This window comes from Streptomyces sp. NPDC046821, assembly GCF_040645335.1.
GTDB lineage: Bacteria > Actinomycetota > Actinomycetes > Streptomycetales > Streptomycetaceae > Streptomyces.
In genome coordinates this window covers 282,589-296,544 of the sequence record NZ_JBEYYB010000004.1, presented here as the reverse complement: position 1 = coordinate 296,544, position 13,956 = coordinate 282,589, and the positions used below count along the sequence as shown (strand labels likewise).

The following is a 13,956-nucleotide window of genomic DNA, read 5'->3' as shown; positions in this document are numbered from 1 at the left end:
CACGGCGGTGTCTTCGCCGTGCCCGCCCCGTCCCGAATGGCGGGCGCCTTCCCGGTGCTTCTCAGTGCTTTCCGGTGACGCCCTCGGAGTCGGACCTACTTCTCCGTGACGCCCGCGGAGTCGAACGTCGCCACCTCGTGCATCGCGCGGGCCGCGCTCTGGACGATCGGCAGGGCGAGGAGGGCGCCCGTGCCCTCGCCGAGGCGCAGGTCGAGGTCGACCAGGGGGCGCAGGCCCAGCTTGTTCAGGGCCGCCACGTGACCGGGCTCCGCGCTGCGGTGACCGGCGATGCAGGCCGCGAGGACCTCGGGGGCGATGGCGCGCGCGACGAGGGCCGCGGCTCCCGCGCTGACGCCGTCCAGGATGACCGGGGTGCGCAGCGACGCGCCGCCGAGCAGGAGGCCGACCAACGCCGCGTGCTCCAGGCCGCCGACCGCCGCGAGGACGCCGACCGGGTCGGCCGGGTCCGGCCGGTGGAGGTCGAGCGCGCGGCGGACGACCTCGACCTTGCGGGCGTGGGTCTCGTCGTTGATGCCCGTGCCGCGGCCGGTGACCTCGGACGGGTCGGCGCCGGTGTAGACGGAGATCAGGGCGGCGGACGCCGTCGTGTTGGCGATGCCCATCTCGCCGGTGAGGAGCGCCTTGTTGCCGGCGGCGACGAGGTCGCGGGCCGTCTCGATGCCGACCTCGATGGCCGCCTTGACGTCCTCACGGCTGAGGGCGGGACCGGTGGTCATGTCGGCGGTGCCGGCGCGCACCTTGCGCGGCAGCAGGCCCGGCGTCGCCGGGAGTTCGCCGGCCACGCCCACGTCGATGACGCAGACCTCGGCGCCGACCTGGTTCGCGAACGCGTTGCAGACCGCGCCGCCGCCGAGGAAGTTGGCGACCATCTGGGCCGTGACCTCCTGGGGCCACGGGGTGACGCCCTGGGCGTGCACGCCGTGGTCGCCCGCGAAGATCGCGACGGCCGCGGGCTCCGGGATCGGCGGCGGGCACATCCGGGAGAGGCCGGAGAGCTGGGCCGAGATGATCTCCAGCATCCCGAGCGCGCCGGCCGGCTTCGTCATGCGCTTCTGCCGCTCCCACGCCTCGCCGAGCGCCTTGGCGTCCAGCGGGCGGATGTTGGAGACGGTCTCGGCGAGCAGGTCGTGCGGGTCCTCGCCGGGCAGGGCACGACGGCCGTACGTCTCCTCGTGGACGACCCAGGACAGCGGGCGGCGCTTGGACCAGCCGGCCTGCATCAGCTCGGGCTCGTCCGGGAACTCGTCGACGTAGCCGACGCAGAGGTAGGCGACGACCTCGAGGTGTTCGGGCAGGCCGAGCGCGCGGACCATCTCTCGCTCGTCGAAGAACGAGACCCAGCCGACGCCGAGGCCCTCGGCGCGGGCCGCGAGCCACAGGTTCTCGACGGCGAGCGCGGAGGAGTACGGGGCCATCTGCGGCTGCGTGTGACGGCCGAGGGTGTGGCGGCCGCCGCGCGTCGGGTCGGCGGTGACGACGATGTTCACCGGGGTGTCGAGGATGGCCTCGATCTTCAGTTCCTTGAACTGCTTCGCGCGGCCCTTGGGCAGCGACTTGGCGTACGCGTCGCGCTGACGCTCGGCCAGTTCGTGCATCGTGCGCCGGGTGTCGGCGGAACGGATGACGACGAAGTCCCAGGGCTGCGAGTGGCCGACGGAGGGCGCCGTGTGGGCCGCCTCCAGGACGCGCAGCAGGACCTCGTGCGGGATGGGGTCGTTGCGGAAGCCGTTACGGATGTCGCGGCGCTCGCGCATGACGCGCAGGACCGCTTCGCGCTCGGCGTCGTCGTAGCCGGGGGCTGCGGCGGGGCATTCGGCGTCGTCGGCCGGGGCGTGGGCCTCCGGCTGGTCGCCGGGGGTGTCCTGGGCGGGGACGTGTGCGGGGCCCTGCGTCGGGTCCTGTGCGGGTCCCTGCGCGGGGTCCGTGGCGACGGCCTGATCGGCGGTCTGCTCGGCCGCGGCGGATTCGCGGGGGGCGGGGACGAGGATTTCCGGTTCGCCTTCGGCGACGACGGGGGCGGGGGCCTCGGGCGCCTGAGCAGCGTCGGGGGTGGCCTCGGGGGCGGCGGGCGCGTCGGCTGCGACGGGGGCGGCCTGGGGCTCGGCTTCCGGGGCGGGCGCGGGCTGCGGCTCGGCGGTGTCGGACGTGTCTGAGACCTCGGGGACCTGGGAGGCGTCGAGGGGCTCGGGGGCCTCGGTCGCCTCAGGGGACTCGGCGGCTTCGGCGGCCTCGGGGGCCTGAGGGGTCTCCGAAGTCTCGGGGGCCTGGGGGGCTTCGGGGCCTTCGGGGGCCTGCGGCGTCTCGGCTGCGGGCTCCGCCTGCGGGCCGGCTTCGTGCTCGGCGGGGGCCTGGGGCTGGGCCTGATCCTGCGTATCGGCTGCCGCCTCGGGGAGGACGGCCGGATCGGCCGGTGCCGCGGGCACCTCGTTCGTCTCCGCGACCTCGGCGACCTGCGCGGTCTCGGGGGCCTCGTTCGTCACCGGCACCTCCTCGGCGACCGGTGCCGCGGGCACCGCCTGTGCCTCGTTCACTACCTGAGCCTCACTCACCACCGACGCCTCGCCGTTCACGGCAGACGCTTCGGGGGTCTCTGCTGTCTCGGACGCCACGTGGACCTCGTGGGCTTCCTGTACTTGGGGGATCTGCTCCGCCGATGCCTCCGGGGCCGCTTGGGCCTGGGGAACCTGCGGAACCTGTTCCGCGTCGGCGGCCTCGTCGACGGCGACCGGCACCGGAGCGACCTGCGCCACCACCTCGGGCGACTCGGCCTCCGGCATCGGCGGTACGACCATGGGCTGCGGCGGCGTCGGCGCCAGGTGCGGGGTGGTCGGGACCGTCCCCTCCACCGGCACGAACTGGCCGAGCGGCTGGGCCTGCTGGTCCACGTGACCCTGAGGAGCCTGACCCTCAGGAGCCTGCGGGAAGTGCTGACCGGGAACCGCCTCGGGCGCCACGGCGAACTGACCGGAGTGCGGGTCGACGGGCATCTCGCCCGGGTGCCCGCCCACCTGCTGGGGCCCTGCGTACGCAGCCTGCGCCGCGAACTGCGCACCCTCGGGCGCCAGCGCGACCGGCGCGAACTGCACGCCGTTCGGAGCCGAGGAGTAGTCCACCGGGTACCCGGCCGCCGCACCGGCTGCCTGCGCATCGGTGAACAGCCCGCCGTCGAGCGCCCCGGCGAACGCCGGAATCTCCTCCGGAACCGCGAACTCCTGGGCGGCGACGGCCTCGGCACCGGGCACCGGCTGCGGAACCTGAGCCGCGTGCGCGGCCTGCACCTGCTGGGGCCCCTGGCCCTGCTGCGGAACCTGCTGCGCTGCCGACTGCGGAGCCTGCGGCGAAACCTGTTGCGGAACCTGCCCCTCCACCGGCACCTGCGCGAACGCGGCGGCCTCCCCCACGGTCTGCTGGGTCGGCGCGGCCGGTGTGACGGGAGTGGCCTCCGGGAGCACCGTTTCTGCTGCGGCGTCAGAGGTCGCGGGCGCCTCGAACGGCTGGGGCGCGCCCCAGGGAGCGCCGGCCTGCGGCGGGACATCGCCGAGCTGCGGCGCCGGGGCGCCCGTCTCGTCGCGCGGGATGTCCAGGTACTCGGGTCCCGTGGTGGGCGGGCCCGCCTGACGTACCGGCGGGGTGTGCGGGCCGCGGTCGGCGAGCGAACGGACGGGGCTGCCCGTGCCGTCGGGCACCGCGGGGCCCATGTGCAGCGGGCGACGTGCGGGGCCGGGGTGCGGGGCGGGCGAGGTCCCCGGCACTCTGACGCCGTTCAGGTCGACCTGGCCGCTGTCCCGGCCCGCCGTCTCGTGCGGGCCCGGCTCGTGCGGGGCCGGCATCGGGGCGGCGTGCGGCTCGCCCCAGGCACCCTGTGAGCCCGGCATGAGCAGCATCTCGTCGTCTTCGGTCGTGGCTTCGGCGGGATCGAGGTAGGTGTACGCACCCGGGGCGGGGACGCCCGGCTGTTCCACCGTGCCTGCGTTCTCCGGCAGCCCCTCGCCCGGAACCTGGCCGGTGTCGGTCATGCGTACCCCTCGCCCATCGGTTAGTGCTTCTTCGGCAGCCCCGGGCCTCCGTCGGCCCGGGATGCGACCCCTTTGACCGGAACGGCGCACCGACCGCCCGTCATGAAGAACGAGCGTGAGTGCCGTGCGGCACGAGCCGGCTGAGGACAACAGGTATTGTCCCGGCCACCCGGCTGCCACCGCACCTGGATCCGGCACGGCCCGTTGTGGACTGCGCCACGTTGCGCGCGTCCTCCGGTCCTGCCGTACTACACGTACTCCAAAAGTGGCGTGTTTTCCGGACATTGACCAACAGGAAGCCGGGCGTCCGGGTGCAGTACAACGATCGGCCAGCCTACCTGGCGCCCTTGAGCGACAGGGTCACGGGTTGCGGTCGGACAGCTGGCCAGAGAGCAGGAACCCCACGGTCCGCTTCTTCTCGGTCCAGGCTCGAGTGTCCAGCTCGACGGACTGCAGGAGTGAGCACTCGACGCGGTAGCCGTGCTCCGTCAGGTCCCTGCCGATGAGTTCGGCGGCGTCGCGTGTCGCGGCGTGCGTGACGATGCGCCGGGGCCGCCGGTCCGCGACGGCGGAGACGACCGCCGCTCCCCCGCCTCCCACCCGTACGACGTCGGGTTCGGGCAGGTTTTCGAGGATGTGCGGGGCCGTGCCGTGGACGATCTGCGGCTGCACTCCGAAGCGGCGGGCCGCAGCGAGGGTGCGGGCGCAGGCGTCGGGGTCCCGGTCGACGGCGATGACGGCGGCGCCGAACCGGGCGGCCTCCGCGGTGAACGCGCCGCTGCCGGAACCGATGTCCCAGACGAGGTCGCCCACGCGGGGCCCGGTGCGGGCGAGTTGGGCGGCGCGCAGCGGCTCGGTCTCACCTTCGCCGAGGCCGCCGCCGTACTCCGCCGCGGGCAGGGCCCAGCCGCGAGGGGTGTCCGAGGGGGCGCCGCCGGCGAGCCAGGCGCCGTCGTCCGGGGCGGCGGCCGGGCCGCCGATGACGATGACGACGTTCGGGTCGCGCCAGGTGTGGTCGGCGGCCTTGTCACTGGTCACGACGGTGACCTGTTCGCGTTCGGTGCCGAGTTCCTCGCAGATGACGAAGGTGCGGTGGACGCCTTCGAGGAGCAGTCCGAGTTCGGCGGGTCCTGCGCCGGGCGAGGTGAGGACGGCGACCTTTGGGTGGGCGCGGCAGACATTGACGGCGCGGCGCAGGGTGCGGCGGTGGGCGACGACGACCTGGGCGTCGTCCCAGGGCATCCCTGCGCGGGCGAAGGCCTGGGCGACGGAGGAGACGGCGGGGACCACTTCGACCTCGAGGCCGAACTCGGGTGCGCGCAGGGTGCGTACGACTCCGAAGAAGCCCGGGTCGCCGTCGGCGAGGACCACGGCCGTGCCCCGGTGGCCGGCGATGCGGCGGGCGGCGAGCGCCACGCTGCCGAGCCTTATGCGCTCGGCGCGGCCCGGGACCTCGGGCAGGGCGAGGTGGTGGCCCGCGCCCGCCACGAGGGTGGCGGCGCCGAGCGCGGAGCGTGCCGCCGCGGTCAGCGGCGAGCCGTCCCAGCCGATCACCGTGACCCGGTCGGCCATCGTCGTCAGTCTCCTGGGTGGTGTCGCGGGTCGGACGGGCTCGGTGAGCGTACCCGGTGGGCCTTGGAGCGGGTGGGGTCAGTTCCAGTCGGAGAAGGCCGTGTAGCCGCCGGTCTCGGCGAACTCGTCGCTGACTCCGTCGAGGTCCTCGGGCAGCAGGCTCCACACGATGAAGTCGGTCCGCAGGTCCTCCCAGCCGCCGTCCTCGGTACGCGTACGCGCTATGCAGGCGTTCCGCAGGACTCCCTCGCTGATGCAGCCGATCTTCTGGGCGACCTGCTGGGAGGCGGTGTTGTCGGCGGCGGTGCGCAGTTCGACGCGCTCCATGCCCTGTTCGCGGAAGAGCCAGCGGGCGGTGGCGAGGGCGGCCTCGGACGCGTAGCCCTCACCGCGGGCCCAGGGGGCGACGATGTACGACAGTTCGGTGGAGCGCACGCGCCAGTTCGTCCTGCCGAGCCGGACGACGCCGACGAGGCGCTGGGTGAGGAACTCGGTGACCGCCAAATCGATTCCGCGGCCTGCCGTGCGTTCGGCGGGGGCGTGATCGGTGATCCAGGTGCGGGCCTGATCCTCGGTGAAGGGCTGGGGTACGGAGGTCCAGGCGGCGACCATCTCGTCGTTCATCATGTCGGCGAGGGCGGGGACGTCGTCCTCTTCGAGGGCGCGCAGGACCAGCCGCTCCGTGCTGATGGAGATGTCCGGGAAGCCCCGGCTTTCCGTCGTCATGGCGCCGCTCCGTAACCTTCATGGCCTGGTGAAGTGCCCAGCATGCAGCATGAAGGCACATAACTGCACCACGGGGTCCTCTCCTGGTGCGGAAGAGGACCCCGTGTGGGTGCGGGTGACGTCGGCCGGTGGAGACCGGCCGTGTGACGTCGTGTGTCAGAGGGTGAAGCTCACCGGTCAGAACGAGGGCAGGACGGAGCCCTTGTACTTGTCCTCGATGAACTTCTTGACCTCGGGCGACGTCAGGAGCTTCGCGAGCTTCTTGACGCGCGGGTCGTTCTCGTTGCCCTTCTTGACGGCGAGAACGTTGTTGTACGCGTTGTTCTTGACCGACTCGAGCGCGAGGGCGTCCTTGGCGGGCTTGAGGCCGGCACCGATGGCGTAGTTGCCGTTGATCACCGCGCCGTCGACGTCCTGCAGGGAGCGCGGGGTCTGCGCCGCCTCGACCTCCTTGAACTGGAGGTCCTTCGGGTTCTTCGCGATGTCCTGCGGGGTGGCCGTGGCCTCCGAGCCCTTCTTCAGGGTGATGACCCCGGTCGAGGCGAGGAAGCGGAGCGCACGGCTCTCGTTGTCCGCGTCGTTCGGGAGGGCGACGGTGCCGCCCTTCTTCAGCTCGTCGAGCTTCTTGAACTTCTTGGAGTAGAGGCCCAGGGGCTCCAGGTGGACGACCGCCACCGACTCCAGGTGCGTCCCGTTCTTCTTGTTGAAGTCGTTCAGGTACGGAACGGTCTGGAAGTAGTTGGCGTCGACCGAACCGTCCTCGGTGGCGTTGTTCGGCTGGACGTAGTCCGTGAACTCCTTGACCTCGAGGTTGAGGCCGGCCTTCTTCGCCAGGTGGTCCTTGATGTAGTTCAGGATCTCGGCGTGCGGGACGGGGGTCGCGGCCACGACGAGCGGGTCGGACGCCTTCGGCTTGGCGTCGCTCTTGCTGGCGCCGCAGGCGCTCAGGCCCAGGGTGAGGGCGCCGGTGGCGAGGACAGCAGCAGCGATCTTGGTGGTGTTACGCACGAAAAGTGCCTTTCTCCATGGGTGGTGCAACCCGCCGGGGAGACGGGGAGTCAGGGGTTCTCAGCAGTTCTCAGGGGTTCTCAGGAGCTCAGCTGGTCTTGCCCGGGGTGGCTTCGGCGGCGACCGCCTTGCCGGGCACGAAGGCGCTGCGGGCGCGGAAGCGGAGCGGTTCGCCGCCCTTGCCGGCGCGGCGGTGCAGGACGCGGGCTCCGCTGTCGCCGGCGAACTGGATGACGGCGATGGCCACGGCGAGGATCGCCACGATGATCCACATGATCGAGGACTCGAAGCGCTGGTAGCCGTACCGGATGGCGAGGTCGCCGAGGCCGCCCGCGCCGACCGTGCCGGCCATGGCGGTGTAGCCGATGATGGCGACGACCGTCGTGGTGGTGGCCGAGATCAGCGACGGCAGCGACTCGGGCACGAGCACCTTGCGGACGATGGTCCAGGTGTTGCCGCCCATCGACTGCACGGCCTCGACCAGGCCGCCGTCGACCTCGCGCACGGACGTCTCGACGAGCCGCGCGAAGAACGGGATGGCGCCGACGGCGAGCGGCACGATGGCGGCGTCGCGGCCGATCGTGGTGCCGACGATCGCACGCGTGAAGGTCATCAGGGCGACCATCAGGATGATGAAGGGCATGGACCGGACGACGTTCACGACCTGTCCGATGACCTTGTTCACCAGGGAGTTCTGGAGCAGTCCGCCACGGTCGCTGAGGACGAGCAGGATGCCGAGCGGGAGCCCGCCGGCGACGGCTATGAGCGTGGACCAGCCGACCATGTAGAGGGTGTCCCAACATGCCTGGGACAGCAGCGGCTGCATCTCCGACCAGGTCACTTGGTGACACCTTCCTTCAGCAGTGCGGAGGGCCCCTGGGCCGCACCCTTGACGATCTCGACCTGAAGGCCCTGCTCGCGCAGGAAGCCGATCGGGACGACGTTCTCCTCGTAGCGGCCGGGCAGTTCGATGCGCATCCGGCCGACCTGCTTGCCGCCGACGGTGTCCATCGCGGCGCCCAGGATCGAGATGTCGATGTTGTACGTGCGCGACAGCTGGGAGATGACCGGCTGGGTCGCGGACTCGCCGTGGAAGGTCACGTCGATGACGGTGCGGTCCTTGCCCGACGCGTCGCCGCTGACGGGGAAGAGCGCGGAGGCGAGCTGGGAGCCGGGGGTCGCGAGGAGTTCGCTGACGGTGCCGGACTCGACGACGCGTCCGCCTTCCATGAGGGCGGCCGAGTCGCAGACGGTCTTGACGACGTCCATCTCGTGCGTGATGAGGAGAACGGTCAGGCCGAGCTGGCGGTTGAGGTCGCGCAGCAGTTCCAGGATGGAGCGGGTGGTCTCCGGGTCGAGGGCGCTGGTGGCCTCGTCGGAGAGCAGCACCTTCGGGTCGCCGGCCAGGGCGCGGGCGATGCCGACGCGCTGCTTCTGGCCGCCGGACAGCTGGGCCGGGTACGCCTTGGCCTTGTCGGCGAGGCCGACGAGGTCGAGGAGTTCGAGCGCCTTGCGGGACCGGGCCGCTCCGGACTGGCCGAGGATCTCGAGCGGCAGCTCGATGTTGTCCTGGACGGTGCGGGAGGACAGCAGGTTGAAGTGCTGGAAGACCATGCCGATGTGGCTGCGTGCCTCGCGCAGGGCCTTGCCGGCGCGGGGGCCGCGGCCTGCGAGGGCGGTGAGGTCCTGGCCCGCGACCGTCACCGTGCCTGAGGTGGGGCGCTCCAGGAGGTTGACGCAGCGGATGAGGGAGGACTTGCCGGCGCCGGACTGGCCGATGACGCCGTAGACCTCGCCCTCACGTACGTGCAGATCGACGCCGTCGAGGGCGGTGACCTCTCGACCGCGCGAGCGGTAGACCTTCGTGAGGCCCTGGGTGGTGATCACTTGGATTCCGTCACTGTCGATGAAGCGGCGCGGGTGAGCGCCTGCGGCGGGCAGTCATGCTTCGGGATCGGCCTGGGCGCAGCACGGTTCTCGCTGTCGCGGTGGAACCTGGGGAACTGCGCGCGGGACGCGGACCGGTCGCGTACGGGAGGTACGGACGGGGCGCGCGGGCTGTCGCTTCGGGGCGCGAGATTCAGGCGATACAGGGACCCTCAGAAGGCGCACATTCGACACATACAACGAGCACCGGGCGTCATCGTCGCCTCGGTCGCAAGGGTGCGGCTGCTCGTCGTGGTCATGCGAAAAGTAAAGCAGACGTGAGCAGAGATGCCCGAACCGCTGTCCGAATAGCGGACAGGCGTGGACGGTCAACGTCCGCCCACAGAAGACCGGTCCGGCACCCGCGTGTCCAGCTCCGACATGGGGCGAAGGCCCTTACCGACCGGTATGCCTGAGACCCGAGGACAGGTGCCGTGTGGCCAACGCCACGGCGGGCGGGCCGACCCGGGGCCGCGCGCTCCGGACGTTTCCGGCCGTAATAGGGTCGCGACATGCTTGATGCCCTGACGGTCGTGACCGCCGTCGCCGCGCTCGCGCTCGCCGCCTGGTGCGGCTTCGCCGCCTACCGCGACCAGCCGACCAAGGACTGGCACTTCATCGGCATGGCCGTGGTGTCACTGCTCGCCACCGTCCAGCTGATCGTCGGCATCGTGCAGCTCGCGCGCGGCGAGAAGCCGGAGCAGGGCACGGTGATCTTCCTGGCCTATCTGCTCGGCGCGTTCGCGTGCATCCCCGCGGCCGGCTTCATGTCGCTCGGGGAACGCACCCGCTGGGGTTCGGTCACGGTGGCGGCCGGCGGCATCGTGCTCGCCGTGCTGCAGGTGCGGCTCTACGACATCTGGGGAGGCTGAGGTGTCCACGACCTCACAGAGCGAGAGCAACAGCGGCAGCGACAGCGCGCCGCGCAAGCAGAAGCTGACCAGCGGCCCGGGAACGCTCCTGGTCTGGCTGTACGGCGTGATGGTGGTCGGCGCGGTCTCGCGCTCGGCCGTCCAGATCTCGACGGACTTCGGCCACGCGCCGCTCGCCTATTCACTGTCGGCGGTCGCGGGTCTCGTCTACGGCTTCATCACCTACTCGCTCGTGCGCGGCGGGGAGACGGCCCGCAAGGCGGCGCTGGTGTGCTGCGCCGCCGAGCTGGTGGGCGTTCTGACCGTGGGGACCTGGACGCTGGCGGATCCGTCGGCGTTCCCGGACTCCACGGTCTGGTCGGACTACGGCATGGGATATCTGTTCATCCCGGTGCTGCTTCCGGTGACCGCCATGTTCTGGCTCAACAAGGCGCGCAAGGCCGCTGCTTAGTCACTCAAGGCCGCTGCCCGGCTAGGCACTGGTGGCGTACGCGCCCGCTTCCGCGTCCTTGGCGAGCGTCACGAGCGTGAGCCGGTCGTCCACGCGCCGCTTGTCCACGGGTACGTAACCGTGCTTGCGGTAGAGCCGCAGGTTGTGTTCGCTGCGGTGGCCGCTGAAGAGCTGGAAGCGCTTGGCGGCGCCGGTCGCGCCGAGCTTCGCCTCGACGGCGATGAGCAGCCGTCCGCCCAGGCCGTGACGCTGCATCCGGGGATGCACGACGAGCTTGCCGATCCGGGCGGTGCCGTCCGCGTCGACGGACCCGCGTACCGCGGCCACGACTTCCTCCCCGAGCCGGGCCACCAGGACCGTGCCGCCCGCGAGTTCGGCCTTGACCGAGTCGAGCGGTTCCGTGAGCGGCTCGATGGAGTAGTCGCCGTAGAGCTCGGCCTCGCTCTGGTAGCAGAGGTACTGCAGTTTGAGGATCTTCTCGGCGTCCTGCTCCGTCGCCGCAGCGATGATCACGCTCATGCCCATGTGCGCACGCCTCCCGCCTGCCCCGCCGGTTGTCTACCGCTCCTTTCCCCAGGGTTCAGGAGCGGCAACCTTTGCGGTCAGCATTCTGCGCAGGCATCCGAGGCAACGGGAACGCTCCGGACCGAGGCTGCCTTGTGACATACCCAACTCATCCGCGATCTCCCGGTATGTGGGGTCTTGTGGTGACAGGAACGCGCCGACGATGCGCGGGCAGCGGCCGGGGAGCCTGCGCACCGCCGCGCGCAGCGCACGGTCACGTTCGCCGGTCAGCGCCCGCTCCTCCGGGTCGTGGGCGAGGGCGTCGGCGGGTTCGGAGTCGTACGGGATCTCGCGGTGCGTGGCGTGCCGGGTGCGGCGGGCCTCGGATCTGACGGTGGCGGTGGCCCACGCGGCGGGGTCGGCGGGCGGGCCGTCGGTGCCGAGGCGCTCCAGGAGGCGCAGCCAGACGGCCTGTTCGAGGTCGCCGGGTTCGGTGCCGGCGGCATGGGTCTCGGCCGAGACCTCGGCGGCGACGAGCGGGCGCAGGGCGTCGATGACCAGGTCGTACGTCATGCCGGGCGGGACGCGACCGGCCGCGCCCTCGGTTTCCGGTGAGGCCCCGCGTCACCCCAACCGGGGCCGGGGTGCGCGGGGTTGACGACGTGGAGCCGTCAGGCCTTGCGGAAGTCCTCGCGGGCGAGGAGGGCCGTGTCGCAGTTGTCGGAGAAGACGCCGTCGATGCCGGTGGCGAAGTACGCCTTGAAGGCGCCGAACGCGTCGCCGTACGCGGTCGGGTCGGTGCCCTTCTTGAAGTCGGCGGGCAGGAAGGTGTTCTCGTTGCGCATCGTGTACGGGTGCAGGATCAGGCCCGCGTCGTGCGCGTCCTTGACCAGCGTGGTCGGCGCCTGGAGCTTGCCGTCCTTGTCCTTGGGGATGACGAGGTCGAGCGTGGGGCCGATGCCTTGCGCGTAGGACGCGATCTCCTCGAGCCCCTTGGGGGTGATGAGGTCGGCGACGGTGCGCGGGTCCCCGGAGTCGACGAAGTCGTACGGGCGTGAGTTCGCCGTCGACAGGAGCACCACGAGCGGGTTGCCGACGAGCTTGCCGAGGCGCTGGATGCTGGTCGGCTCGAAGGACTGGAGGAAGACCGGCGATTTCTCCTTGTCGACGCCGTACTTGCGCAGCAGCGGCGCGACGCGCTCCTCCAGGCCGAGGCCGAGCTTGCGGAAGTAGGTGGGGTGCTTGGTCTCGACGTGGATCCACACCTCCTTGCCGCGTTCCTTGCTCTGCCGCTCACGCCACCTCAGGACCTCGTCGAACGTGGGGATCTCCCAGCGGCCGTCGTAGAGGGTGTTGCGCGGGCGGGTGGCCGGGATGCGCTCCTTGGCGCGCAGGGTCTTCAGCTCGGCGAGCGTGAAGTCCTCGGTGAACCAGCCGGTGGTGGCGACCCCGTCGAGGCTCTTGGTGGTTCTGCGGTCGGCGAACTCGGTGCGCGCGGAGACGTCGGTCGTGCCCCCGATCTCCGGCTCGTGACGGCATACGAGGTGACCGTCCTTGGTGGGCACGAGGTCGCCCGCCTCGATGACGTCCGCACCCATGTCCAGGGCGAGTTGATACGAGCCGAAGGTGTGCTCCGGCCGGTAACCGCTCGTGCCGCGGTGGGCGATGACGGTGGGCACGGGCAGGTTCCTGTAGCCTCCGCCGCCGTGATGTCCGCCACTGCCGGGCTCGTCCGCGCGCGCCGCGCCGGGCGCTCCCAGGACGGCACCACCCGCACCGAGGACCGCCGCGCCGAGGACCGAACGGCGGCCGAGCTGTGTTCCCTGGGACTTCTGAGACTTCTGCGTTCCCATTGAGCACTCCTCCCACATCGCTGCCTTGCACCTGTCAAAGCGTCACCGATGCTAGGTGTGCGGGAGTGACGTGCGGGAGACCTTGGGCCGAACGGGAGGGTGCGGCCGGGTGATACCTGCGGGTCGTGTGACGGCCAACGGAACGTAAACCAGTGTCAACACTCCGCATCCACCAGGTGACCCGATGTGCACCGGGCGGGCGCCCGCGAGTATCGTCCTCACCTGCGCAGTCTTCAGCGCTTCCGCGGCGGCTCAGCCCGCCACCCCCTGACCCGGAGGGCCCGTTGTCCCGTTTCGCGTTCATCAAGGCAGTGCTCTCACCGGCCATGCGCCTGATGTTCCGTCCCCGGGTGGAGGGCGCCGAGAACATCCCGGGCACCGGTCCGGTCATCCTCGCGGGCAACCATCTGACCTTCATCGACTCGATCGTGCTGCCCATCGTCTGCGACCGTCAGGTCCAGTTCATCGGCAAGGACGAGTACGTCACCGGCAAGGGTCTCAAGGGCCGCGTCATGGCGTGGTTCTTCACCGGCGTCGGCATGATCCCGGTCGACCGCGACGGTGCGAACGGCGGTGTGGCGGCGCTCATGACCGGCCGTCGCATCCTGGAGGAGGGCAGGGTCTTCGGCATCTACCCCGAGGGCACCCGCTCCCCCGACGGCCGGCTCTACCGCGGCCGCACCGGCATCGCCCGGCTCACGATGATGACGGGCGCGCCCGTCGTCCCGTTCGCGATGATCGGCACGGACAAGCTGCAGCCGGGCGGCAAGGGCTTCCCCCGTCCGGGCCGCGTCACGGTCCGCTTCGGCGAGCCGATGGAGTTCTCCCGCTACGAGGGCATGGACCGCGACCGCTATGTGCTGCGCGCCGTGACGGACTCCGTGATGACGGAGGTCATGCGGCTGTCGGGTCAGGAGTACGTGGACATGTACGCGACCAAGGCCAAGGCGGCGTAAGCGCTGCGCTGACTTCTGGACGGCGCTGACGCACCGCCAATGAGGATGGGC

General features: G+C 71.3%; 12 protein-coding genes. 3 read left to right on the top strand and 9 right to left on the bottom strand.

Going from position 1 to position 13,956, the window contains the following annotated elements; all coding sequences use genetic code 11:
* Positions 1 to 95: 95 nt before the first annotated feature.
* The 6 genes from cobT to ABZ893_RS10050 all read right to left on the bottom strand — a co-directional run bounded on the left by cobT (position 96) and on the right by ABZ893_RS10050 (position 9,230).
* Positions 96 to 4,037, bottom strand: coding sequence for a nicotinate-nucleotide--dimethylbenzimidazole phosphoribosyltransferase (cobT, locus tag ABZ893_RS10075; RefSeq protein ID WP_361399718.1), 3,942 nt, complete (start codon positions 4,035 to 4,037; stop codon positions 96 to 98).
* Between the two features lie 360 nt (positions 4,038 to 4,397).
* Complete coding sequence (cbiE, locus tag ABZ893_RS10070; RefSeq protein ID WP_361399715.1) at positions 4,398 to 5,609, bottom strand: precorrin-6y C5,15-methyltransferase (decarboxylating) subunit CbiE; 1,212 nt, start codon at positions 5,607 to 5,609, stop codon at positions 4,398 to 4,400.
* 78 nt (positions 5,610 to 5,687) lie between these two features.
* On the bottom strand, positions 5,688 to 6,335 hold the full coding sequence (locus tag ABZ893_RS10065; protein WP_361399712.1) for a GNAT family N-acetyltransferase: 648 nt from the start codon (positions 6,333 to 6,335) through the stop codon (positions 5,688 to 5,690).
* 177 nt (positions 6,336 to 6,512) lie between these two features.
* Positions 6,513 to 7,343: a MetQ/NlpA family ABC transporter substrate-binding protein gene (locus ABZ893_RS10060; protein WP_361399709.1), complete on the bottom strand. Its 831-nt coding sequence runs from the start codon at positions 7,341 to 7,343 to the stop codon at positions 6,513 to 6,515.
* 88 nt (positions 7,344 to 7,431) lie between these two features.
* Complete coding sequence (locus ABZ893_RS10055) at positions 7,432 to 8,184, bottom strand: methionine ABC transporter permease (RefSeq protein WP_361399706.1); 753 nt, start codon at positions 8,182 to 8,184, stop codon at positions 7,432 to 7,434.
* Positions 8,181 to 9,230, bottom strand: coding sequence for an ATP-binding cassette domain-containing protein (locus ABZ893_RS10050; RefSeq protein WP_361399703.1), 1,050 nt, complete (start codon positions 9,228 to 9,230; stop codon positions 8,181 to 8,183). The genes ABZ893_RS10055 and ABZ893_RS10050 overlap by 4 nt, the downstream gene beginning before the upstream one ends.
* 551 nt (positions 9,231 to 9,781) lie before the next feature.
* Here ABZ893_RS10050 and ABZ893_RS10045 point away from each other — a divergent pair.
* Together ABZ893_RS10045 and ABZ893_RS10040 are read left to right on the top strand one after the other, a co-directional pair.
* On the top strand, positions 9,782 to 10,141 hold the full coding sequence (locus ABZ893_RS10045) for a hypothetical protein (RefSeq protein ID WP_361399700.1): 360 nt from the start codon (positions 9,782 to 9,784) through the stop codon (positions 10,139 to 10,141).
* A gap of 1 nt (position 10,142) precedes the next feature.
* Entirely contained in the window at positions 10,143 to 10,592 is a 450-nt protein-coding gene (locus ABZ893_RS10040; RefSeq protein ID WP_361399698.1) for a hypothetical protein, read from the top strand.
* A 21-nt stretch (positions 10,593 to 10,613) separates the two neighbouring features.
* Here the strand turns inward: ABZ893_RS10040 and ABZ893_RS10035 are convergent, their stop codons facing one another.
* The 3 genes from ABZ893_RS10035 to ABZ893_RS10025 form a co-directional block, all read right to left on the bottom strand.
* Positions 10,614 to 11,117, bottom strand: a complete 504-nt coding sequence (locus ABZ893_RS10035) for a GNAT family N-acetyltransferase (protein ID WP_361399696.1) — start codon at positions 11,115 to 11,117, stop codon at positions 10,614 to 10,616.
* A gap of 33 nt (positions 11,118 to 11,150) precedes the next feature.
* Positions 11,151 to 11,669, bottom strand: a complete 519-nt coding sequence (locus tag ABZ893_RS10030; protein WP_361399693.1) for a sigma-70 family RNA polymerase sigma factor — start codon at positions 11,667 to 11,669, stop codon at positions 11,151 to 11,153.
* 98 nt (positions 11,670 to 11,767) lie between these two features.
* Positions 11,768 to 12,949: a glycerophosphodiester phosphodiesterase gene (locus tag ABZ893_RS10025; protein WP_361399690.1), complete on the bottom strand. Its 1,182-nt coding sequence runs from the start codon at positions 12,947 to 12,949 to the stop codon at positions 11,768 to 11,770.
* Positions 12,950 to 13,233: 284 nt separating this feature from the next.
* Between ABZ893_RS10025 and ABZ893_RS10020 the strand changes: the two genes are divergently transcribed.
* Complete coding sequence (locus ABZ893_RS10020) at positions 13,234 to 13,905, top strand: lysophospholipid acyltransferase family protein (protein ID WP_361399687.1); 672 nt, start codon at positions 13,234 to 13,236, stop codon at positions 13,903 to 13,905.
* The last annotated feature ends 51 nt before the right edge of the window (positions 13,906 to 13,956 follow it).